This window comes from Mycolicibacterium phocaicum, from assembly GCF_010731115.1.
Lineage (GTDB): Bacteria > Actinomycetota > Actinomycetes > Mycobacteriales > Mycobacteriaceae > Mycobacterium > Mycobacterium phocaicum.
Window position 1 is genome coordinate 2,128,137 of sequence record NZ_AP022616.1, and the last position, 22,631, is coordinate 2,150,767.

Annotated in this window: 20 protein-coding genes and 2 tRNA genes; 7 read left to right on the forward strand and 15 right to left on the reverse strand. The window is 67.4% G+C overall.

The features are described from left to right. The first annotated feature begins 3 nt into the window (after nt 1-3). Nucleotides 4-1,347, forward strand: a complete 1,344-nt coding sequence (locus G6N46_RS10270) for a hypothetical protein (protein ID WP_138248386.1) — start codon at nt 4-6, stop codon at nt 1,345-1,347. 56 nt (nt 1,348-1,403) lie between these two features. On the opposite strand, the gene G6N46_RS10275 is transcribed toward G6N46_RS10270, so the two are convergent. The 4 genes from G6N46_RS10275 to G6N46_RS10290 all read right to left on the reverse strand — a co-directional run bounded on the left by G6N46_RS10275 (nt 1,404) and on the right by G6N46_RS10290 (nt 4,452). After that, the gene (locus G6N46_RS10275; protein ID WP_064859782.1) at nt 1,404-2,039 is read right to left on the reverse strand and encodes an ATP-dependent Clp protease proteolytic subunit; all 636 of its coding nucleotides are present in this window, start codon (nt 2,037-2,039) and stop codon (nt 1,404-1,406) included. 11 nt (nt 2,040-2,050) lie between these two features. Further along, the gene (locus G6N46_RS10280; RefSeq protein ID WP_138248589.1) at nt 2,051-2,644 is read right to left on the reverse strand and encodes an ATP-dependent Clp protease proteolytic subunit; all 594 of its coding nucleotides are present in this window, start codon (nt 2,642-2,644) and stop codon (nt 2,051-2,053) included. A gap of 186 nt (nt 2,645-2,830) precedes the next feature. Further along, nucleotides 2,831-4,336 (reverse strand): trigger factor, encoded by a 1,506-nt coding sequence (gene tig / locus G6N46_RS10285; protein WP_138248385.1) that lies wholly within the window; start codon nt 4,334-4,336, stop codon nt 2,831-2,833. A 39-nt stretch (nt 4,337-4,375) separates the two neighbouring features. Next, nucleotides 4,376-4,452, reverse strand: a tRNA-Pro gene (locus tag G6N46_RS10290). A 123-nt stretch (nt 4,453-4,575) separates the two neighbouring features. Between G6N46_RS10290 and G6N46_RS10295 the strand changes: the two genes are divergently transcribed. Together G6N46_RS10295 and G6N46_RS10300 are read left to right on the forward strand one after the other, a co-directional pair. Beyond that, nucleotides 4,576-4,649, forward strand: a tRNA-Gly gene (locus G6N46_RS10295). Between the two features lie 370 nt (nt 4,650-5,019). Then, nucleotides 5,020-6,231: an alkane 1-monooxygenase gene (locus tag G6N46_RS10300; RefSeq protein WP_234880583.1), complete on the forward strand. Its 1,212-nt coding sequence runs from the start codon at nt 5,020-5,022 to the stop codon at nt 6,229-6,231. Here the strand turns inward: G6N46_RS10300 and G6N46_RS10305 are convergent. The 5 genes from G6N46_RS10305 to G6N46_RS10325 all read right to left on the reverse strand — a co-directional run bounded on the left by G6N46_RS10305 (nt 6,228) and on the right by G6N46_RS10325 (nt 10,453). Continuing rightward, a complete protein-coding gene (locus G6N46_RS10305; RefSeq protein ID WP_167526404.1) occupies nt 6,228-6,635 on the reverse strand; it encodes a DUF2628 domain-containing protein in 408 nt (135 codons plus the stop codon). The two genes, G6N46_RS10300 and G6N46_RS10305, sit on opposite strands and share 4 nt — an antisense overlap. Before the next feature lie 53 nt (nt 6,636-6,688). Beyond that, a complete protein-coding gene (locus G6N46_RS10310; RefSeq protein ID WP_138248384.1) occupies nt 6,689-7,249 on the reverse strand; it encodes a hypothetical protein in 561 nt (186 codons plus the stop codon). Nucleotides 7,250-7,426: 177 nt separating this feature from the next. Next, nucleotides 7,427-8,062 (reverse strand): NUDIX hydrolase, encoded by a 636-nt coding sequence (locus G6N46_RS10315; RefSeq protein ID WP_138248383.1) that lies wholly within the window; start codon nt 8,060-8,062, stop codon nt 7,427-7,429. Further along, a complete protein-coding gene (locus G6N46_RS10320) occupies nt 8,055-9,587 on the reverse strand; it encodes a nicotinate phosphoribosyltransferase (RefSeq protein WP_138248382.1) in 1,533 nt (510 codons plus the stop codon). The genes G6N46_RS10315 and G6N46_RS10320 overlap by 8 nt, the downstream gene beginning before the upstream one ends. 14 nt (nt 9,588-9,601) lie before the next feature. Further along, nucleotides 9,602-10,453, reverse strand: a complete 852-nt coding sequence (locus tag G6N46_RS10325) for a phosphoribosyltransferase family protein (RefSeq protein ID WP_163692700.1) — start codon at nt 10,451-10,453, stop codon at nt 9,602-9,604. 72 nt (nt 10,454-10,525) lie between these two features. Between G6N46_RS10325 and G6N46_RS10330 the strand changes: the two genes are divergently transcribed. From G6N46_RS10330 to G6N46_RS29060, 3 genes are read left to right on the forward strand one after another with little or no spacing between them, the layout of a single operon-like run. After that, the gene (locus G6N46_RS10330) at nt 10,526-11,380 is read left to right on the forward strand and encodes a DUF1542 domain-containing protein (RefSeq protein WP_138248380.1); all 855 of its coding nucleotides are present in this window, start codon (nt 10,526-10,528) and stop codon (nt 11,378-11,380) included. A 46-nt stretch (nt 11,381-11,426) separates the two neighbouring features. Further along, nucleotides 11,427-11,822 carry a transposase gene (locus G6N46_RS10335; protein WP_163692701.1) on the forward strand — a complete coding sequence of 132 codons (396 nt, stop codon included), beginning with the start codon at nt 11,427-11,429 and terminating at the stop codon, nt 11,820-11,822. 7 nt (nt 11,823-11,829) lie between these two features. Continuing rightward, the gene (locus G6N46_RS29060; RefSeq protein ID WP_407665190.1) at nt 11,830-12,189 is read left to right on the forward strand and encodes a transposase; all 360 of its coding nucleotides are present in this window, start codon (nt 11,830-11,832) and stop codon (nt 12,187-12,189) included. On the opposite strand, the gene G6N46_RS10345 is transcribed toward G6N46_RS29060, so the two are convergent. From G6N46_RS10345 to G6N46_RS10370, 5 genes are all read right to left on the reverse strand, one after another. Beyond that, entirely contained in the window at nt 12,180-13,535 is a 1,356-nt protein-coding gene (locus tag G6N46_RS10345; RefSeq protein ID WP_079890061.1) for an IS256 family transposase, read from the reverse strand. The genes G6N46_RS29060 and G6N46_RS10345 overlap by 10 nt on opposite strands. Nucleotides 13,536-13,813: 278 nt before the next feature. Then, nucleotides 13,814-14,608, reverse strand: a complete 795-nt coding sequence (locus tag G6N46_RS10355) for an Fpg/Nei family DNA glycosylase (protein ID WP_138248377.1) — start codon at nt 14,606-14,608, stop codon at nt 13,814-13,816. Between the two features lie 15 nt (nt 14,609-14,623). Then, nucleotides 14,624-15,103: a ribose-5-phosphate isomerase gene (locus G6N46_RS10360; RefSeq protein WP_138248376.1), complete on the reverse strand. Its 480-nt coding sequence runs from the start codon at nt 15,101-15,103 to the stop codon at nt 14,624-14,626. Nucleotides 15,104-15,148: 45 nt separating this feature from the next. After that, entirely contained in the window at nt 15,149-17,371 is a 2,223-nt protein-coding gene (locus G6N46_RS29005) for an LpqN/LpqT family lipoprotein (protein WP_138248375.1), read from the reverse strand. A 194-nt stretch (nt 17,372-17,565) separates the two neighbouring features. Beyond that, complete coding sequence (locus G6N46_RS10370; protein WP_138248374.1) at nt 17,566-18,186, reverse strand: mycothiol-dependent nitroreductase Rv2466c family protein; 621 nt, start codon at nt 18,184-18,186, stop codon at nt 17,566-17,568. A 102-nt stretch (nt 18,187-18,288) separates the two neighbouring features. Between G6N46_RS10370 and pepN the strand changes: the two genes are divergently transcribed. Next, nucleotides 18,289-20,889, forward strand: coding sequence for an aminopeptidase N (gene pepN / locus G6N46_RS10375; RefSeq protein WP_138248373.1), 2,601 nt, complete (start codon nt 18,289-18,291; stop codon nt 20,887-20,889). 34 nt (nt 20,890-20,923) lie between these two features. On the opposite strand, the gene G6N46_RS10380 is transcribed toward pepN, so the two are convergent. Beyond that, nucleotides 20,924-22,546, reverse strand: coding sequence for a GMC oxidoreductase (locus G6N46_RS10380; protein WP_138248372.1), 1,623 nt, complete (start codon nt 22,544-22,546; stop codon nt 20,924-20,926). Between the last annotated feature and the right edge of the window lie 85 nt (nt 22,547-22,631).

A 22,631-nucleotide genomic window follows, 5' to 3' on the forward strand; every position in this document is an offset into this window, starting at 1 on the left:
GCGATGAATCACCCCAGCCCCGCCACGACCTCCACCGCGCGCCGGCGGCTCCAATGCCTGCCCCTGGCCGGCGTCGTCGCGGCAGCCTGCGTCCTGACGCCGAACGGCCAGCTCGCAATCCAGACACACGCCGCGCCGATCAGCGCCCCGCGACTGGACACTCGCGCGGTCCAGTTCGCCGCGTTCGTCCAGGAGATGACGACCCGCGAGCAGGCGTTGCTCGAGCAGATCACGTCCACCGCGGCGACGAACACGTTCGCAGCGCCGGCGCCCCTGGCAGCCACCGACCCGCTCGCCACTGCCGGCAGCGCTGTCATCAACGTGATCACAGCCCTCGGACAGGCGGTGGTCGAGGCAGCCAAGAGCACTGCCGTCTCCGTGGTTTCCATACCGCTGGTGATGCTGAATCGCGCGGCCACTGATCCCTTCTATCTCCCGTGGCTACCGATCGCGCTGGTGTCCTATGCGTTCACCCTCCCGTTTCAGGTGGTGGGGACGTTCGCGTACGACTTGGTCGCGAACCTGACGCAGGTGGTGACAGCGCTGGTGCCGGCGGCCGCCGGCCCGGCACCGGCCGCGGCCGACAGCCCGGCATCGGTCGCCGCCACCCCGTCCCCGGCCAACCCGGTCCAACAGGCCCTCGAAACCGTCAAGACGCGAGTGACCAACGCGACCAACGCCGCCGGCTCGGCTTTGGCCGCCGCGCCGTCGGCGCTGGCATCCGGGCTGCAGCTGCCGTCGGCACTCGCTCCGCTCGCGCCCATCGCCGGCGCGGCGTTCGCGGCGCTGTCACCGGCGATCGCCGTTGCGAACTTCATCTCAGTCCTGGTGACGGGCAAGGCGCTGCCGCTCAACGTGGTGAAGCCGCAGCTGTCGCCCGCCTCGTCGGTGGCATCGACCGCTCCGCGCGCGACCGCCGCGACCGACAAAGCGTCGGAGCCGGACTCCCCCGCTGCCGGCAACGCAGGCACCAACGACGCCGCGGGCGCCGACAAGCCGTCCACCCAGACCGAGAAGAAGCCCGCCAAGACCGTGAGCAAGCCGCGGACCCGGCGGACCTCGCCCGCACCGACCGCGAGCACGTCGCCGACACCGGCCAAGACAACCGACGCGACGGACGATTCGCCCACCAAGACCGACAGCGATCCGGCGCCGGCCACCAAGCCGGAGAAGCCCGCGAAGTCGGACAAGTCCGAAAAGTCGGAGAAGCCCGGCACCGATAATTCGTCGGCGCCGCAGCACAATTCGAAGAAGGACAAGAAGGCCGCCGACAAGAAGACCACGGACAAGAAGGCCAAGGGCGGCGCGCCGTCCGGCGCCTCGAAGTCCTCCTCGGCCAAGGACTGAACAAACGCCAGCGGCCGCCAGTCTGAACAGACTGGCGGCCGCTGTGCGTTCGGCGACTAGGCCTTCTGGGCCGAGAGCTTCCGGTACTCCAGGACCGTGTCGATGATCCCGTATTCCTTGGCGTCGGCTGCGGTCAGGATCTTGTCGCGGTCGGTGTCCTTGCGGATGACGGCGGCTTCCTTGCCGGTGTGTCGCGCCAGCGTCTCCTCCATGAGGGTCCGCATGCGCTCTATCTCGGCGGCCTGGATTTCCAGGTCGGAGAACTGACCCTGGATGACGCCACCGAGCGAGGGCTGGTGGATCAGCACGCGGGCGTTCGGCAGCGCCATGCGCTTGCCTGGCGTACCGGCGGCCAGCAGCACCGCGGCGGCCGACGCGGCCTGACCGAGGCAGACCGTCTGGATGTCGGCGCGGACGTACTGCATGGTGTCGTAGATCGCCATCAGCGAGGTGAACGAGCCACCCGGCGAGTTGATGTACATGGTGATGTCGCGATCAGGGTCCTGCGACTCGAGCACCAGCAGCTGGGCCATCACGTCGTTGGCGGACACGTCGTCGACCTGGGCGCCCAGGAAGATGATGCGCTCGTCGAACAGCTTGGCGTAGGGGTCGACGATGCGCTCACCGAGGTGGGTGCGCTCGCTGAACTGCGGCAGGATGTAACGCGCCTGCGGAGCCAGCTCCGGGTTCAGATGCTTGGAGATCACTTCGAGGCTCCCTTGCCGCCGTTGAGGTTTGCACGGGTGATGATGTGGTCGACGAAGCCGTATTCGAGCGCTTCCTGCGCCGTGAACCAGCGGTCGCGGTCGGAGTCGGCCTCGATCTGCTCGATGGTCTTGCCCGTGAACTGGGCGTTGAGCCGGAACATCTCTTTCTTGATGACGTGGAACTGTTCGGCCTGGATCGCGATGTCCGCCGCGCTGCCGGTGACGCCACCGAGCGGCTGGTGCATCAGCACGCGGGCGTGCGGCAGCGCATGGCGCTTGCCCTTGGTGCCGGCGGCCAGCAGGAACTCGCCCATCGATGCAGCCATGCCCATCGCGTAGGTGGCGATGTCGCAGTCCGACAACTCCATGGTGTCGAAGATCGCCATGCCGGCGCTGATCGAGCCACCCGGCGAGTTGATGTACATGTGAATGTCTTTGGTCGGATCCTCGGCCGTCAGCAGCAGGATCTGGGCGCACAGCCGGTTGGCGATGTCGTCGTCGACCTGCGAGCCCAGGAAGATGATGCGCTCGGCAAGCAAACGCTCATAGACCGAGTCCGTGAGGTTGAGCCCCGGTGCGCTTGAACGCATGTCAGTCACGACTGGATACCTGCTTTCTCGAGTTCGTCCACACGACATTAACCAACGGCCGACGGCCGCGAGTCCCCGACGCGGTCTAGTTCGCTCACAGCGTCACAGCCGCCGGAGAGCGGACGGTGCCGCAGGCATCACTGACGACACCTGCGGCACCTGTACCACGATCAGAGTTCGGACGCCTCAGGCGTCCTTGTCCGCCTTCTTGGCCTTCTTTTCCTTGGCCGGCTTCTCGTCCTTGGCCTCATCGTCAGCCTTGGCCTTCGCCTTCTTGGCCTTGGCGGGCTTCTCGTCCTCGGCCGGAGCCTCGTCCGCGGCGGGAGCCTCGGCTTGGACCTCGTCGGTGGCCTGGGCCTCAGCGGCGTCGCCGGCCGGGCCGAAGAACTCCGCGGTGTCGACGGTGTTGCCATCGGTGTCGGTGACGGTCGCACCCGAGACCACGGCGGCGATGGTCATGCCGCGACGGATGTCGGCGAACATGGACGGCAGCTGGTTGTTCTGCTGGAGGATCTGGATGAGCTGCTGCGGCTCGATGCCGTACTGGCGGGCCATCAGCGCGATGCGCTCCATAAGGTCACCCTGGCCGACCTTGACGTCCAGCTCGTCGGCGATGGCGTCCATCAGCAGCTGGGTCTTGACGGCCTTCTCGGCGTTGGTGCGGGTGTCCGCGTCGAACTCCTCGCGGCTGCTGCCCTGCTCCTTGAGCTGCTCCTCGAACTTGGCCTCATCGTGGTCGAGTCCGTGGACCGCGTTGTGGACGGTCTCGTCGACGGTCGCCTGGACGATGGCCTCGGGCAGCGGCACCTCGATCTGCTCGAGCAGGGTCTCGACGGCCTTGTCGCGGATCTGCTCGGCCTGACCGATCTGCTTCACGCGGCGAACCTGGGTGACCAGGCTCTCCTTGAGCTCATCGATGGTGTCGAACTCGCTGGCCAGCTGGGCGAAGTCGTCGTCCGGCTCCGGCAGCTCGCGCTCCTTGACCGACTTGACGGTGACGGTCACCACGGCTTCCTTGCCGGCGTGCTCGCCTGCGGCCAGAGTGGTCGGGAATTCCTTGGACTCGCCGGCCTTCAGGCCGATGATGGCCTCGTCGAGGCCCTCGATCAGCTGGCCGGAACCGATCTGGTGCGACAGGCCCTCGGTCTTGGCCTCCGGCACGTCCTCACCGTCGACGGTGGCCGAAAGGTCGATGGAGACGAAGTCGCCGTCGGCGGCGGCGCGCTCGACACCGGTCAGGGTGCCGAAGCGGGCGCGCAGGTTCTGCAGTTCGGCGTCGACCTCGTCGTCGTTGATGACGATCGGGTCCACAGTGATCTTGATGGCCTTCAGGTCCGGCAGGGTGATCTCCGGACGGACGTCGACCTCGGCGGTGAAGACGAGCTCGTCGTTGTCCTCGAGCTTGGTGATGTCGATCTCGGGCTGGCCCAGCGGCTTGACGTCCTGGGCGGTGACGGCCTCGCCGTAGCGGGCCGGGATGGCGCTGTTGACGACCTGCTCCAGCACGGCGCCGCGGCCGATGCGGGCCTCGAGCAGCTTGGCCGGGGCCTTGCCGGGACGGAAGCCGGGCAGGCGGACCTGCTTGGCCAGCTCCTTGTAGGCCTGGTCGAACTCGGGTTGAAGCTCGGTGAAGGGCACCTCCACGTTGATGCGAACCCGAGTCGGGCTCAACTGCTCCACGGTGCTCTTCACAGCGTTACTCCTTGTTTTTTGATACTTGCCATCAGTCGGTGGTCGGGGTGACAGGATTTGAACCTGCGGCCTTCCGCTCCCAAAGCGGATGCGCTACCAAGCTGCGCTACACCCCGTGCCTCGTCGCGGTCGGAAACACCGCGGTCGAGATACTACGTCCTGGACACGCGAGATCATCAATTGGATTGGCGGCCGCTGGCCCGGTACTGTCTGCCGGTACTGTGATCGCAGCAGTGCACGCGGGCGTAGCTCAATGGTAGAGCCCTAGTCTTCCAAACTAGCTACGCGGGTTCGATTCCCGTCGCCCGCTCCAGAGGACCGGCCTGACCAGGCCGGTCCTTTTGTATTGGGGCTCATTTTCCGGCGCCGCGCCCGGCACCGGGACCGGGGCGCCCAGCGCACACGCGACAGCGCCACTTCGCCCGACAAATGACTTTGCCGGACGGGTCCACAACAATTATTGACCGAGCGGCCAATATAAGCCTTCCGGCGACACTCGAATTCGGTCGGAATCTGGGAGTTTCCTGGCAATTCAATGCAAATTGCCGCAATGCCGAATTGTACGTGCTTCTGCCCAAATAATGGCAGGTCAACGCCGCCTCAAACAAGAATACAAAGCGTGCTGGCAAATATTTTTGCCATCCGAGTCGAGAGTCGATAACGGTGGCGGTATAAATGCTCCGATGACCGCGTCGATCACCCCATCAGACCGCCGAAACAGGCGGCTCGTCGACGTGCGCACAGAGGTTGCTGAGGCCACGTGGCGGGACCCGAAGAGATACCTGTGGCTGCTGGTCCCGTCCGCTCCCGGCGCGGTGACGCTGTCCTGGCTGCTGGTGTGGACCACCCGGCTCCACTTCTTCTGGTGGACCGCACTCTTCGTGATCCTGGTGGCGGGGCCCGCCGCCGATCATCTGCTAGGGCGCGAGAAAAGCGGTCGCGCACCCGACCACATCCTGGCCGAACTGCAGCAGGACAGGTTCTACCGGTTCGCGACCCACATGTTCCTGCCCACGCAGTACCTCGCGCTGGCTTTCGGCTGCTGGGTGTGGGCCGGCGGCGGCTGGGTCACGTTGACGTTCACCGACAAGCTGGGGCTGATGGTCGCGGTCGGCCTGTCGGGTGGCATCGCCAACAACGCGGCCCACGAATTGGGGCACCGGCGCGACCGCGCCGAACGGTGGCTCAGCAAGCTCGCGCTCGCGCAGAGTTGGTACGGCCAGTTCTACGTCGAGCACAACCGCGGGCACCACGTCCGCGTCGCGACACCGGAAGACCCGGCCAGTGCCCGCTTCGGCGAGAACGTGTACTTCTTCGTGGTGCGCTCGGTCGTCGGCAGCACCCGCTCGGCCTGGCGGCTCGAGGCCAAACGCCTTGACCGCCAAGGCCATTCGCGCTGGAGCGTACGCAACGACGTGCTCAACGCCTGGCTGTTGAGCGTGATCTTGTTCGCCGGGCTGGCACTGTGGTTCCGGCCCGTGGTCCTGCCATGGCTTTTCGGCCAGGCGCTCATCGGCATCTTCCTACTGGAGGCCATGAACTACCTGTCGCACTACGGGCTGCGCCGGCAGAAACTGCCGTCGGGTCGCTATGAGCGACTGCGCCCCACGCACAGCTGGAACAGCAACACGGTCATCATGAACGTGTTCCTGCTGCATCTGCAGCGGCACTCGGATCACCACGTCGACCCGTCGCATCGCTACCAAGGGATTCGGCACGCCGAGGACGCGCCGCAGCTGCCGAGCAGCTACACCGCGATGCTGGTCCTCAGCCTCGTCCCGATGTTGTGGCGCCGCGTGATGGATCCGCGGGTCCTCGCGATCTACGGCGGCGACGTCCGACTCACCGCGCTGAGCCCGCGGCAGCTGAAGCGGCTGGCCCGCGACGGCAGCTAGCGCCGCCTGCCGTGCCCCTCGAACAGGTTCCAGGACTGGCTGCCCCGCACCACGTGCAGGTAGTACGCGTAATTCGCGGTCGACATGCCGATCGCGGCCAGACCGAACCCGATCGCGCGGGCGAGGGAATCCGACACGTTGAGGACGACGAGCACCACCTCGACCGCGACGAAGATCCCGAGCAGCGTCAGCCCCTTGCGCCACATGCCCTTGACGAAGAAGTAGATCGGGCCGAACAGGAAGGCCAGGATGTTCGAGGTGAGTTTCACCCGCTCCAGGAACGACAGTGCCTGGTAGGCAGCCTTGGACTCCGGCGTCGAGTTCGGCAGACCGTAGGTGTTGAAGAAATCGAACCGCTTCTGCCACGACGGGGACACCGTGGAACTGGGAACTTGCTGTGACACTTCACCAACATTAACGGCCGTGCAGTTTTGTTGGTGCGCTCGGGTCCCGGCCGCTAGCTGCTGCCCGGAATCGGCCGCGCCACGCCGTTGGTCGTGCGAATGACGTTGAACTGCGGCGGATTGGCCGGGGCGGGGGCTTCCGAGCTCGCCGTCGCGGTCGCGGTCGCCGAAGGTGACGCGGCAGGCGGGGACGCGGGCGCCGGCGCGCTGGCGGGCGGCGTGTACTGCCTGGCGGGCGGCGTGTAGGTCGTCGGAGCCTGAGTCGTCGCCGTGGAGGGACGGGTCGGTGGCGCCGGAACGGGGCTCACGGGCGCGGTCGTCGTGGGTGTGGTGACCGGCGCAGGCGCGGGCGCGGCAGGTGATGTGGCGGTCGTCGAGGACGGCGAAGTCGCGGCAGGAGCCGACGTGGTGGAGCTGGTGGGGGCGGCCGGCGTTTCCGGCGCGGGTGGCGGGATTTTGAAGCCGGCAAGCGACCCGATCCCCAACAGGATCAACAAGATGAGGACAGCACCGCCCGCGACTATCAGCACCTTGCCGGTGTCGGTGGTGAACCAGCCCGTCGGTGCCGATGCGGTGTGGGTGTTTGCCACCGGTTCGGTCTCTGCGTCTGCCATAAGTTGCTCTCCTCCCAGCAGGGTGCCGGGAGCGTATCCCGTAAATCAGCAGGTCGCGACTCATAGTGAACCCATATCCCCAGGTCGGTGGCATGTTCACAGGAACGTAACGCGCACGCCTCGCGCCGCGCCCGCCCGTATGCGCCAGCAATTTGCCAGCATTTACGCAGTAGACGTTTATCTGGCGACCCGGAACACCGTCACCGGCCGGGTGTGCGCGGGCCGGCTGCCATCCGGGGCGAACAGGGCCGCCCGTTCCAGCCGGCGCCGCATCGCCGCCAGCGGAATCGGCTCGGCTCCAGTGCCGCCGGACAGGTGGAACAGCAGCTTCGTCAGCGCGCAGACCTCACCGGCCGTGCAGCCGCCGCCGAACATCGCCGCGACGGTCGCGGGGTCCGACAAGAGTCGCTGCGACACCGTCGCCGCGGTGTCCCTGATCATCGCGTTGTGTCCGAAGGGCAGCGGCGGCACGGGGTCACCGTCGCGCACCAGGAGAACGTCGTCGCCGGGTTGGGCGCGCATCACGTTCACCAGGGACACGGTGTGCCCGCGCTCGTCGCGCTGCGGGTCGGACACGACGAGGGCCACCGTCGGCGGTCCATCGATCGGCTCGGCGCCGGCCCGGTCCCGCAGCGCGCGGTGTGCCGCCGCGGCGACCGTCTCCCCGTTGGCCGCATCGAGAACCACGCCGGGCAGTGCCCAGTCGCCCTGGTGGGGTTCGCGCTGCCGGCGCGCGAGGATGAGCCCCGGCTCATCGCCGGGGCTCACCGCGAAGACGTCGACGCTCAGCCAGGTGGCCAGCGACTCAGTCATGACGGGCGTCCTCCTCGCCGGCGGCGTACGCCGCCCAATCACGTCGCACGGTAGCGCGCACCTCCGCGAAGGTCACCGGGTTGACGACGACGCCGTCCTCGAACACCGTCCGCATGGCGTCCGTCGTCTCGACGGCGCCGGCCGCGCCCTGCACCAGCGTCAGTCGTCCGCGCTCGTCCCGGACCACGGCCAACCGGCCCCGTGCGCTGCGCTTGCCCGGATCGGTGACCGGCGCCTTGGCGATGTCCCGGCCGCGACCGTCGATCTGCACCCACGTCGCCTTCATGGCGATGGAGAAGGTGTCGCGCGTGACGTACTGGTAGGTGTAGGAACCGAATCCCAGCACCGGAGTGGTGGACACATAGCCCTGGCCCATCAGGTTGGCGGTGATGGCGTCGGCCCGGTCGTGGGTGATCGAGTCGCCGTAGATGACGCCGATGTGCGGATCCAGCTCCCGATAGCCGGCCGCGTTGACGGTGCCGCCGAACACCTCCCACAGCAGGTTCACCACGCCCTTGCGGGCGGGGCTGCCGGCCGGGGCCTGCGGGTCGCCGCACAGGATGCGTTCGGGGTCACCGCTGTCCGGGCGGATCACCACCTTGCCGTCGCGCGCGGTGATCGTGTCTTTCAGCGTGGGCAGGATGCCGGTGCAGACGTGCCACAGGTCCCAGGTGTCACTCACGATCGACACGATGCCGGTCGGATACAGGTCCAGCAGCCGGGCGAAGGTGGCGATTTCGTCGTCCTGGGTGCCCGCACACATGACGCTGTGCTCGGTGGCCGGCACACTGCCGCCGATGATGCCGGCCGAGCCCGGGTAGTTCCGGTCGATCCAGCCCAGCGCGGGCAGGCAGTCGGTGCCGGTGAACGCCAGCAGGTGCGCGGCCCCCGACGCGGCCGCGGCTGCGCTGCCGGCCATCCCCCGGAACGAGAAATCGTGCCCCTGCCAGTCCACTGCGGCCGGGTCGGCGCCGGTGGCCCGCGCGCGGGCGTCCAGCAGCGTGCGGTTGCGCCACGCGGTGGTCGCCGACGTGATGGGCTGCCACAGCGCGGCCGACATCTCGGTCTCGATGTAGTTCGTCAGCCAGAAGAATTCGGGCGCGGTGTTCTCGACGGTCAGGTACGGCACGCCGACCGGGACGATGGTCCCCTCCGGCAGCGCCCGGACCCGCAGCGGCAGCCGGCCGTAGGCATGCAGCTCCCGGATGTGCGCGGCGCCAACATCATTGGGCCCCAAGACCTGGGTGACCCGGTCCACGTAAGCCCGGCACACCTCGTCGACGTCGGCGGCGAAGAAGGCGCTCCACCGCTGGTTCAAGTCCCGCAGATAGGCCTGCAGGCCGAAGAACGCCGTCCAGCTCACCCCGGGGATGCGGCTGCCGCGGGCCGTCAGGTTGGAGTAGACGTACTCGGTGGCGGCCGGGTACTGGCGGCGGTGATCCAGCTTGTAGGCGTCGGTGTCCATCAGGACATCCAGGGCCGCAATGGTTTCCGGCCGATATGTGGTGGTTGCTTCTACGGTCATGAGGTGAGTCCTTGTCAGATCAGAGTGGCCAGGGCGCGGACGATGAACGGTTCCAGCGGTTGCACGTGCACGCCGTCGGGCGTGGCGCGGGAGTCGGTGCTCGTGACGGAGGCGTAGCCGGCGAGGTTCTCCCGCCACCGTCCGGTGAAGCAGCCGTGGCTGACCCACAGGTGCAGCGCCAGCTCGGGGCGGCTCGCCCGGATGGCGTCGGCCAGGCCGGCGAAGGTGCCGCCGCCGTCGCAGATGTCGTCGATCACCAGCAGTCGACCCTGGTCCGGCAGCCCCTCGGGAGCGACGAACCCCGACAACTTGCCGGTGGCCGGATCACGTTGCTTCCCAGCGACATACAGCGGCACACCCAGTCGGGATGCCACCCGCCCGGCACGGTCGCGGGCCCCCTTGTCGGGGGCGACGACGCCCGCCCAGCCCGGGTGGTGCACGGCGCCGCATGCGACCAGATCCACCGCTTCGATGACGGTGACGGCCGCTCCGCCACGCCGGGCCTCGTCGGCCCAGACCGGCGAATGCGGATCCACCGTCACGATGTGCGCGATACCCGTGGCAGCGGTGAGCCGGGCGGCGACGCGGGCGTCGTCGGTCGGGTCGTGATCACCGCGGGCCGACGGCAGGTACGGCGCCACCAACACCGGAGCATCGGTCGATCGGTTGCGGTGAAAAGCCGCCCACTGCCCGGCTGCGGCGTAATCGATTGCGCCGCAGTGGCTCCAGATGACCGGGCGCAGTCCCGCGCCGAGCGGTTCCAGTTCCCGGACCGCGGTGTCGCCACCGGGGTAACTGGTGACGATTCCGGGTGCGGTCGACAGCACACCGCGCTCGGTGTCGAAGACGTGGAATGTCGCGTTCATGACGACGACGATAATAGATATGGACATAAATGTCCATATCTATGGGACGGCCGTCATCGGTAAGCTGCCTCCATGGAGTTCGTGCTCATCCTGATCGTCATCGTGGCCATTGGGTTCTTCCTGTTCAGCAGACAGAGCAAGGCCAACAAGGCAGCCGCGCTGGCCAACGCGAAAGCCGATGCGCGCCGCGTCATCGAGATGCTGGGCGGGCAGGTGTTCAATCTGACCGGCACGGACGAGGCCTCACGCCAGGCCCTGGCCGATGCGTCCGAGCGCTACAACGCCGCCGCGTCGCAGATCGAACAGGCCACCACCGCCCAGCAGGCCGCCTTTGCGAAGCAGAGCGCGATAGAAGGGCTGTACTACGTGCGGGCCGCGCGGACCGCCATGGGCATCGACCCCGGTCCCCCGCTGCAGCAGCTGGCCGGCCAGCGCGGCGCGGGCGAGGTCACCGAGGACCGCCGAATCCAGTTCGACGGCAGGCAGATTCAGGCCTCACCGGGTCCGACGGCCGCCACCCCGAACTACTATCCCGGCGGCCGGGTCGCCGGTCGCCCGGTGCCCGAGGGCTGGTACTCCGAGCCGTGGTGGAAGCCGGCGCTGGTCGCCGGGGCGTGGGGTGTCGGTTCGGTGCTGCTGTTCGACGCGCTGTTCGACGGCATGCACGGAGTCAGTTACGGCGCATCGGGTTTCGAGTCCGGGTACGGCTCGGGATTCGACCAGGGCTACCAGCAGGGCCTCGATCAGAGCCAGTTCGCGGACTCCGGCCAGGGCCAGGACGTCAGCTGGAACGACAGCAGCGGCTGGGATGCCGGCAGTGGCGGTTGGGACTCCGGGAGCAGCGACTCGGGTAGCAGCTGTGGCGGTGGCGGCAGCAGCTGTGGCGGCGGTGGTTGCGGTGGCGGCTGCGGCGGTGGCGGCGACTAGGGCGTGTCTGACAATTGTTTCGGGTGTGGTGTCTGAGACTTAAGGCATGTCGCGGTTTCAGCTGTTGTCCGATGCCCAGTGGGATCTGATTGCCGATTTGCTTCCTGTTCGAACGGGTAAGCGGGGTAGGCCTTTTGGTGATGCTCGTTCGATGGTCGAAGGCATCATTTATCGGTATCGCTGTGGGATCGCCTGGCGGGACGTGCCCGAGGTGTTCGGCCCGTGGCAGAGCATCTGGACCTGGCATCGGCGGATGAGCGCTGACGGCACCTGGGATAGCGTGCTCGCCCGGTTGCTGACCTCTGCTGATGCGGCCGGGATGATCGACTGGGCGGTGTCGGTCGACTCCACCATCGCACGGGCTCATCAACACGCCACGAACATCACCCGCGACACAGGGGGCTGGGTCGAATTACAAGAATCTGCTGATCGAGCCGCCTGACCATGGCATTGGGCGTTCCCGCGGCGGGTTGACCAGCAAGATTCATCACCTTGTCGACGGCCACGGACGGCCGTTGGTGGTGCTCGTCGGGGCTGGGCAAGCCCACGATGGCCCGGTGTTTGAGCATTTGCTCGCTCACTTGAAAGTCGGCCGCAGCGGCGGCGGTCGAGCACGGACACGGCCTGACCGGGTTCGTGGCGATAAGGCATATTCCAGTCGTGCGACCCGGATGTTGTTGCGGCGTCGACGAATCGGCGCGGCGATACCCGAGCCCGCCGATCAGATTGCCAACCGAGCCTGTCAAGTTTTCTGTGTAAATCGCCTGTCTGATTGTCCGTATGTGAGTTGTTGTGGTGCTTACAGATAACGTTCGATGCGCTCTGGGTAGACCAGTGCGAGTTGCTCGAGTGCCTTCTTCCAGTTGGTGACCACCTGTCCTTCCACGAGGCGTCCGGGGGCTGTGCGGCCCTGTTTCTGGCCGCGTTCCTTGGCCCGCTGTGCAGCGCGTTTGTCTTCGATGTTGCAGATCGCCAGCCACAGCAATTTCACCGCCGAGGCATCGTTGGGAAACTGTCCGCGGTTCTTGATGATCTTGCGCAGCTGATAGTTCAACGACTCGATCGAGTTGGTCGTGTAGATCACCCGGCGCAGCTCAGGCGGGAACGCCAAAAACGGGATGAACTGCTCCCACGCGCGTTCGAAAACCATTGTCACCGTGGGATTTTTCTTCCCCAGCTCCGAGGCGGCGAACGCGTCCAACTCGACGCGGGCAGCGTCGGCATCGGGTGCGGTGTAGATCGGCTTGAGCGCCGCGGCCACGGCCTTGCGGTCGGCATAGGACACGAACCGCAGCGCGTTGCGGATCAGATGCACCACGCAGGTCTGCACCGCGGCCTGCGACCAGGTCGCGGCGATCGCCTCCGGGAAGCCCGTGAGCCCGTCGCAGCACACGATCAGCACGTCCTTGACACCCCGGTTGGCCAGGTCCGCGCACACCGACGCCCAGAACGATGCGCCTTCGTTGGGCTGGACCCAGATGCCCAGGACGTGCTTGACCCCGGCCATGTCGACGCCCACAGCGATGTGCGCGGCCTTGTTGCGGGTGTGGCCGCCGTCTTTGACCTTCACGATCATCGCGTCGAGGTAGATCACCGGATACAGCGGCTCCAACGGCCGGCGCTGCCAAGCCAGCACCTCATCGGAGATCTCGTCGACGATCTTGGAGATCGTCTCGTGCGACACCTCGGTCCCGATCGTCGATTGAAGATGAAATTGTATGTCCCGCAACGTCATTCCACCCGCATACAGTGAAACGATCATGTCATCGAGACCACCGATACGGCGGGTGCCTTTGGGCACCAGCGTCGGGGTGAACGAGCCATCGCGGTCCCGCGGCACATCCAGGGGCACCGGGCCGGCCTCGGTGAGCACAGTCTTGGGTGAGCTGCCGTTGCGGGCGTTGGGCAGCACCCGGCCGGCCGGGTCGCCCTTCTCATACCCCAGATGATCGGTCAGCTCGGCGGCCAGGCCGCGTTCGAGAGCGAGCTTGATCAGCCCGGGCAGCAGCCCGCCTTCGCCGGTCAGCGCCACCTCGCCGGTATCGATCTGCGCCAGCAGATCATCGACCGCGCCCGACGCCCGAAGCGCCTCGGCCATCTCCACCGTGGAGACCGCCTCAACCAGCACCCCATCCATGTCCTTGCCTGTTGTCACGTCCTGCGATCCTTCCGTTAACAGGACTTACACAGACCATTTGACACGCCCTGCCAACCGGAAGCGACGCGGTGCAGCCGGTGGACGACCACCAGCATTCGATGCCGCCGATTACAAAGGCCGCAACGTCGTCGAACGAAACTTCAACCAGGTCAAGCAATGGCGCGGGTTGGCCACCCGCTACGACAAACTCGCTGTCGTCTACCGCGCAGCAGCGGTCCTACGCGCCGTCACGCTTTGGCTTCCCCAATTATCAGACACGCCCTAGCCGCTAGCCGTCACACCTGACAATCGGGGCACCAGAACAGGTTTCGCCCCTCCATCACCTCGGTGCGGACGGTGGCGCCGCACACCCGGCACGCTTCCCCAGCCCGCCGGTACACATAGGTGCGCGGCCGGTCGGCGGCGTAGGACGGCGCGCCGTGGTCGTCTTCCGGGCGCACCACGACGATCTTGCCGCGGCGCACCCCGACTTTCATGAGCGCGACGAGATCGGTCCACAGCTCGGCGAATTCGGCTTCGGTCAGCTGGGTGCCGGTGCGATGCGGTTCGATCCGGTGCCGGAACAGCAACTCGCTGCGGTACACGTTGCCGACACCGGCGATCACCGTCTGGTCCATCAGCATCGATCCGATTGACCTGCGGGACTTGCTGATTCGCGCCCAGGCCAAGCCGGGGTCGGCATCGCGGCGCAGCGGATCGGCACCGAGCCGGGCCACGACGTCATCGACGCCGCCCTCGTCGATCAGCTCACACACCGTCGGGCCGCGCAGGTCGGTCCCGAATTTGGCCCCGAGCATGCGCATGCGCACCTGCCCCACGGGCGCGGTCATCGGCAGTGGCTGTTCGGTGAACGTGCCGTACAGCCCGAGGTGGACGTGCACCACCGCACCACCTTCGTAGTGGTGGAACAGGTGCTTGCCCCAGGCGTCGGCCTTACGCAGCACCCGGCCGCTGACGGCGGCCGCGGCATCGGCGAACCGGCCCTGCGGACTGCTGACGACCACCGGCGCCCGCCCGAAACGCTGCTGGTGCAGGCGGGCCAACCGGTGGAGGGTATGCCCCTCCGGCACGGGTCAGGCCCGGGATCAGGCCGGAGCGCCCGGAACCTCGGGGGCCACGCGCGTCTTCTCGTACTCGGCCAGGATGTCGATGCGGCGCTGGTGCCGCGCGGCCTGCGACCACTCAGCGGCCAGGAAGGCGTCGACGATGGCAAAGGCCTCTTCGGTGCTGTGCATACGGCCACCGATGCCCATCACCTGCGCGTTGTTGTGCTCGCGGGCCAGCTGCGCGGTTTCGACACTCCACGCCAGCGCGCAGCGCACGCCCGGCACCTTGTTGGCGGCGATCTGCTCGCCGTTGCCCGAGCCGCCGATGACGATGCCCAGGCTGCCCGGGTCGTCGACGGTGCGCTTGGCGGCGTCGATGCAGAACGCCGGGTAGTCGTCCTCCGCGTCGTAGGCGAAGGCACCGCAGTCGACGGCCTGATGGCCGGCCGCGGTCAGGTGATCGAGCAGGGCCTGCTTGAGTTCGTATCCGGCGTGGTCGGCTCCGAGATATACGCGCATGGCGCACATTCTGGCAGAACAGCGGCCCGGGACAGAATCAGCGGTTCAGCCGGAGGCGATCTTCGTGTCTCGGTCGATCGCCTCGGTGATCTGCTTGATGATCTCGGCCTGATCGGCGACGCCATCGATGTTGATCTGCATGACGTACAGCCCGGTCCCGTCCTGGATGACGACGGTGTTCTGGGTGATGAGCTTGGTCACCCCGTTGGAGTTCCAGGAACCGGCGATCTGGAACGACTTGTGGCCGTCCACCATTCCGGGCGTGCCGATGTCGGTGGCAGTGAAACCCGGCAGGTTGTTCAGCTCACCCGGCGCGAAGTCGAGAATCTTCTGCGCATCGGCGTTCGGGCCGAGCCGGGAGATCAACGCCGTGGCGCTGGGCCGGTAGTTGCCGGCACTCGGGCCGTTGTAAACGATGGACTGGTACGCGAAAGCCGGCGTCTGCGGTCCGGCGTCGGCCCAGCCCGGCGGCATCGGCATCGTGACCACCGGTGCGCCGGGCTCGTTGCGGTGCACCAGCACTTCCGGAATGTTGTTGCTCTTCAGGTAGGTCGCGATGGTCTGGTAGTTACCGGGCGTCCCGACCAGCACCGGCGGCGCCGGCTTGTGCGACGACGACGGCGTGTCCGCGCCGGAACTCTGGGTACTGGTTCCCGAGGCATCCGAGGATCCGCTCGAGTCGCCACCGGAATTCACGAGGACCACACCGAGCAGCACCACGATGACGACGGCGATGGCGCCCCCGATCACCCAGATCTTGGTCTTGCCGCCCGATGACTGGCCACGGCCCGGCTGCGTCTTGCCGATGTCGGCTGCGAGTTGCGAGTACGACGTCGGCGGCGGCGCGCTGGGACGGCCCACTCCCGGGGCGCCGTGCACTGCCGGGTCGGCGGGGATGACCGGCAACACCACCGTCGGCGACACCGTCTCGTGGGTCGGCCGGACGGGCCGCTGCGGCGGCGGGAGCGGAGGCGGTACCGGCTGCCGGTACGCCGGCGCCGACGGTGACGAATCCGGTTCCGGCCGAAACGGTTTCGGCTCAGGTGATGGACCGACGGGGCCGCGCTGCGGTACCGGCGGCGGTGTCGGCTCTGAAACCGGCTCGAGCGGCGGGTGCGGCACGGGCGGCGCAGACGGCGCCGGCGGTTCCGGAGCCGGGGGCTGTGGGACGGGCTCCTGGACGACCGGTTCGGGCTCGGGCTCCGGTGTGGGTGCCGGTTCGGGCGTACGCGTCGGCTCAGGCGCCGGCGTGGGCTCAGGCGTGGGCTCGGCCGCCACGACCGGCGGCACCGGCGGCGGAGCGACCGGTGGCGGCGTCAGCTCCGGGGCGGACGGCGGCTCGGCGACCGGCGCCTCCGGCGCGACCGGGGTGACGGTCGGCAGCTTCAGTTCGGCGGTGCGCAGGTTGAGCGTGGGCGACTCGGTGACGAGTTCGGCCTGCCGCTCGAAGGCCCGCGCGAACTTGGTGCAGGAGTCGAAACGGTCCTCGGGCGACTTGCCCATGGCCTTGATCAGCACATCGTTCAACGGCTCCAGCCACGGCTTGAGGTCGCTGGCCTTGGGCGGCGGCGCGCTGAGGTGCTGGCTGATCACTGCGATCTGGTTGGTGTCCTGGTACGGCGTCTGCCCGGTGAGCAAGCGGTAGGCCGTCGCGGCCAGCGCGTACTGGTCGGCGCGGCCGTCGATCTCGCCGCCCATCAGCTGCTCGGGCGCCGAGTAGGAGACGGTGCCGATCGCCAGGTTGGCCGACGTCAGGCCCGTCACCTCATCGATCTGGCGGGCGATGCCGAAGTCGCTCAGCAGGATTCGCCGCTCGTCGCTGTCGATGTTGCTCAGCAGGATGTTGGCCGGCTTGATGTCGCGGTGCAGCAACCCGCGCTGGTGCGCGTAGTCCAGGGCCGAGCTCATGGCCTTGACGATGTCGACGACCAACTCCAGCGGCAGCCCGTTCGGGTACTCGTACTTGACCAGCTGTGCGGCGTCGGTGCCGTCGACGTAGTCCATGGTGATCCACAGCCGGCCCTCGAACTCGCCGCGGTCGTGCAGACCCACGATGTGTGGGTGCCACAGGCCCGCGGCGATGTTGGCTTCGCGCTCGAACCGGATACGGAATTCATCGTTGGCGCTGGCGGTTTCCCGCAGCACCTTCATGGCGTCGAGGCGGGGCAGCCTGGGGTGCTGGACGAGGTACACATCGCCCATTCCCCCTGAGCCCAGCAACCGGCGCACGGTGTACCCGGCGAAGGTTGCGCCCGTATCCAGCGACATCAGCGCATCCTACTCAAACCCGCACGTCGAAGGACGAAACTGTCCGTCGGCACGTCGCTCCCCACCAGTTGCATCGTTGTGGCTCATGTTTCGGATGTGTCTGGCCACCGTAACCCCGTCCAGACGTTCCTTGCGGAACGCCGACGAGATTACCTGGGCCGACCCTGGTGAGCGTGACTAGCGGGCGATTGCGGTCAGTCGAATTCGGGCGCCTCGTCGCGCGAGCGCTTGAGCTCCCAGAAATGGGGGTAGGAGGCGAAAATCACCGACGCGTCCCACAGCTTGCCGGCCTCTTCGCCACGCGGGATGCGCGACAGCACCGGACCGAAGAACGCAACGCCGTTGACGTGGATCGTCGGGGTGCCGACGTCGGGGCCGACGGCGTCCATGCCGGCGTGATGGCTCTTGCGCAGTGCCTCGTCGTACTTGTCGCTGGTGGCTGCTTCCGCGAGCTCGGCGGGCAGGCCGAGTTCTTCGAGGGACCCGGCGATGACCGCGGCGAAATCCTTGTTGCCCTGGTTGTGAATCCGGGTGCCCATCGCGGTGTACAAGGGCGCCAGCACGTCGGAGCCGACGGCTTCCTCGGCCGCGATGGCGACGCGGACCGGGCCCCACGCGGTCTTCATCATCTCCCGGTAGGTCTCGGGCAGGTCCCTGCCCTCGTTCAGCACCGCCAGGCTCATGACGTGGAACTGCACGTCGACGTCGCGGACCTGCGCGACCTCGAGGATCCAGCGTGAGGTGATCCACGCCCACGGGCACAGCGGGTCGAACCAGAAACCCGCGACATCCTTGGTTACGGCAGAGTCGGCCATTCGTCTTCCTTTTGCGGTCGGTACGGATCCCGTTGGCAACAACTATGCCCGGCGCCCCCATGTTCCCGGTCACGACCATCGGTTGTCCCCTAAGTTGGTGACGTGGCACTTCCGAACCTGACCCGCGACCAGGCCGCCGAGCGCGCCGCGCTGGTGACCGTTGACAACTACCGCATCGATCTGGACCTCACCGACGGTGCCGGCGCACCGAGCGAGCGCACCTTCCGGTCGGTGACCACGGTGACGTTCAGAGCGCTGCCCGGCGCCAACACCGTCATCGACATCGCTGCCGACACCATCCGCGGCGCGACCCTCAACGGGTTGCCCATCGACGTCTCCGCGTACGACGAATCGACGGGCGTACCGCTGGCCGGGCTCGCCGAGCAGAACGTCGTCGTGGTCGACGCGGACTGCCGCTACTCCAACACCGGTGAGGGGTTGCACCGCTTCGTCGACCCGGTCGACGGCGAGGTCTACCTCTACTCGCAGTTCGAAACCGCCGACGCCAAGCGGATGTTCGCCTGCTTCGACCAGCCCGACCTCAAGGCGACCTTCGATGTGACAGTGACCGCGCCCGCACACTGGCAGGTGATCTCGAACGGCGCCGGCAGCTCGGACGGCGCCGCCCCGGCGGCGACGTCAGACAGGGGGATGGTCCATCGATTCGTCACCACTCCGAAGATGAGCACGTACCTGGCCGCGTTGATCGCCGGGCCGTACGCGCGGTGGGACGACGTCTACACCGACGAGCACGGGGACATTCCGCTGGGCATTTTCTGCCGCGCGTCGCTGGCCGAGTTCATGGACGCCGAGCGGCTGTTCACCGAGACCAAGCAGGGATTCTCCTTCTACCACAAGAACTTCGGCACGCCGTATGCGTTCGGCAAGTACGACCAGCTGTTCGTGCCGGAGTTCAACGCGGGTGCCATGGAGAACGCCGGAGCGGTGACGTTCCTGGAGGACTACGTCTTCCGGTCCAAGGTCACGCGCTACTCGTACGAGCGGCGCGCCGAGACCGTGCTGCACGAGATGGCCCACATGTGGTTCGGCGACCTCGTCACCATGCGGTGGTGGGATGACCTGTGGCTCAACGAATCCTTCGCGACCTTCGCCTCGGTGCTGTGCCAGGCCGAGGCCACCGAGTACAAGCAGGCGTGGACCACCTTCGCGAATGTGGAGAAGTCCTGGGCCTATCGACAGGATCAGCTGCCGTCCACCCACCCGGTGGCCGCCGACATCCCCGACCTGGCCGCCGTCGAGGTCAACTTCGACGGCATCACCTACGCCAAGGGCGCCAGCGTGCTCAAGCAGCTGGTGGCGTACGTCGGGCTGGAGCCGTTCCTGTCGGGCCTGCGCGACTACTTCCGCGATCATGCGTACGACAACGCCACGTTCGCGGATCTGCTTGGTGCGCTGGAGAAGTCGTCGGGCCGGGATCTGTCGGACTGGGGCCAGCAGTGGCTGAAGACCACGGGCCTGAACACGCTGCGCGCCGACTTCGACGTCGATGGCGCCGGAGCCTTCACCCGGTTCGCCATCGCCCAGAGCGGTGCGGCGCCGGGCGCCGGAGAGACGCGCGTGCACCGGCTCGCGGTCGGCATCTACGACGACGACGGCTCCGGCAAGCTCGTCCGGGTGCACCGCGAGGAACTCGACGTCGAGGGCTCGGTGACGGATGTCCCTGCGCTGGTCGGGATTTCACGCGGCAAGCTGGTCCTGGTCAACGACGACGACCTGACCTACTGCTCGATGCGGCTCGATCCCGCGTCGCTGCAGACGGTGCTGAGCCGCATCGCCGACATCGACGACCCACTCCCCCGCACGCTGGCGTGGTCGGCGGCCTGGGAGATGACGCGCGAAGCCGAGATGAAGGCCCGCGACTTCGTCGCCCTCGTGATGAGCGGGCTGCACGCCGAGTCCGAGGTGGGCGTCGCCCAGCGGCTGGTGCTGCAGGCGCAGACCGCGCTGACCTCGTACGCCGATCCGGCGTGGGCGGCCGAGATCGGTTGGCCCGCTTTCGGTGACGCGCTGCTCGATCTGGCGCGGGACTCGGCGCCGGGGTCGGACCACCAGCTGGCGTTCATCAACGCGCTGTGCACGTCAGTGCTGGCGCCGAACCACATCGCGGTGCTGTCGACGCTGTTGGACAACGAGCCCGCCGCGGTGAACATGAGCGGCCTGGTGATCGACACCGATCTGCGCTGGCGCATCGTCACGGCGCTGGCACGGGCCGGCGTCATCGACGCCGACGGCGGGCCGACGCCGTTCATCGACGCCGAGGCCCAGCAGGATCCGACGGCGGCCGGCCAGCGCAGCGCCGCGGCCGCGGGCGCGGCCCGCCCGCAGGCAGCGGTGAAAGAGGCTGCGTGGCAGCGGGTCATCGAGGACGACACCCTGGCGAACATCACCACCCGCGCCATCGTCGGCGGCTTCGTTCAGCCCGGACAGACCGAGCTGCTGGACCCGTTCCGGGACCCTTACTTCGAGGCGATCTCCGGGGTGTGGGAGCGGCGGTCGAGTGAGGTGGCCCAGACCGTCGTCATCGGCCTGTACCCGTCGTGGGACATCAGCCAGGCCGGCCTCGACGCCGCCGACCGGTTCCTCTCCGATCCGGAGATTCCGCCGGCACTGCGCCGCCTGGTGCTGGAAGGCCGTGCGGGCGTGGAGCGTTCGCTGCGCGCCCGCGCCTTCGACGTGAGCTGACGCGACTGCAGCGGCCGCACCTGACCATCGTCGGTCAGGTGCGGCCCTGCAGGATGCCTTCGATGTTCCGCTCGGCGAGCGCGGTGATGGTCATGAACGGGTTGCAGCCGAGGTGTCCGGGCATCAGTGACGCATCGTTGACGAACAGGTTGCGGTGACCGTTCACCCGCCCGAACGCGTCGGTGGCCTTGCCCCGCACGCATCCGCCCAGGGGATGAACCGTGTTGGGCGCGAACACTTTTCCACTGAACAGGTCGTTGCGGTAGTCGACCTTGTTGGCCTTCAGGATCTTGTCGAACACCAGCCTCGCCCTGGCTTCGTTGTTGGCGGCGAAGGCGTCGGTCCACTGGATCGTCGCGGTGTCGGACTGGCGGTCGTAGGTGATGTCGGCCCGGTCACCGGTGTCGACCATGACGTAATACCCGAGCAGATACGTCTCCACCGGCAGCGGCATGGAGAACATGCTGGCGTACACCGGATTGTCCGGGTCGTCGCGGCCGTCGATGTTGATCATGCCCATCAGCGATTGCGTGGTGCCGGCCGGATCGCTCTTGGCCAGGTTGTGCCCGACCATCAGGTCACCGTTGTTGCCGTAGCCCTTGCCGATCTGATCGTTGAGCCGGGCCAGGTCACCGGTCTCCCGCGCCTTCAGTAGCAGCTTGGTCGTGCCGAGCACACCGGCCGCCAGATACAGCTGGTCACAACCGAATTCGGTCTTGGACAGCTCTTTGCCCCAGCGGTCGATCTCGCGGGTGGACACCACGAACTCACCCGACCGTTCCTGGCGGATCGAGATGACCTCGGTCAGCGGGCGTAGCGTGACGTGGCCCGTCTTGAGCGCGTCGGCGATGTAGGTCTGGTCGACGCTGCCGAACCGGCCGTAGTTGTTGCCGAACTGCTGCTCGAACGCCAGCGACGATTGCGGCACCTGGCCGGCCGCCTCCTTCACCAGATAGTCGAACGAGTAGGAGCTGCCGTTGTAGTCGACCTTGTAGCCGGCCGCCGCCGCGTACTTGCGGCCGGCGCGCGCGTACTGGAAGCAGGGTGTCTGCTCGAACCAGGCCATGTCGCGATAACTGATCTTCAGCGACGACTTGGCGCGTTCGACATAGGTGCGCAGGAACTCGTCGGCGCCGATGTCGGGGAACGCCTTGGCGACCTGCCGCTGCGTCGGGATGGCCGCGATGCCCGCGTTGATCATCGAGCCGCCGCCGACGGCCAGGCCCCGGAAGACGTCGTGGGCGCCGTGTTTCACCTTCTGGCAGATGCCGGCCTGGATCGGCTGAGGCGACGGCGCGTGCTCTGCGACCTGCTCGACAGTGAAGCCGCCGAAGGAGGTGACCAGACTCGGCGGAATCTTGGTGAACCAGCCCGCGCGGGTATCGGCGGGCAGCATCTTGGAGAACCGCTTGCCGTCGTCGTCGGGTTTGTCCCAGAGCCGGCCCTGTTCGATGACCAATGTCTCGACACCGGCCTGTCCCAGCCGCAGCGCGGAGACTCCCCCGCCGTAGCCGCTACCGATCACGATGGCCGAGAAATGCTTCCGAGCCTCGGTACGGTCGCGGGATCTTTCGACGAGCGCCCCGATACCCGCCGCGCCCGCGACGCCCACCACCGCCGCACCGCCGAGGAACTGGCGCCGGCTGATCGGGCTCATCGGTGACCTGCCGCGGCCGCGCCCCAGCACCGGATGTGTCGATGCCGGCCGTGCATCACTGCCAAGATCGTCCTTCCGCCTTACC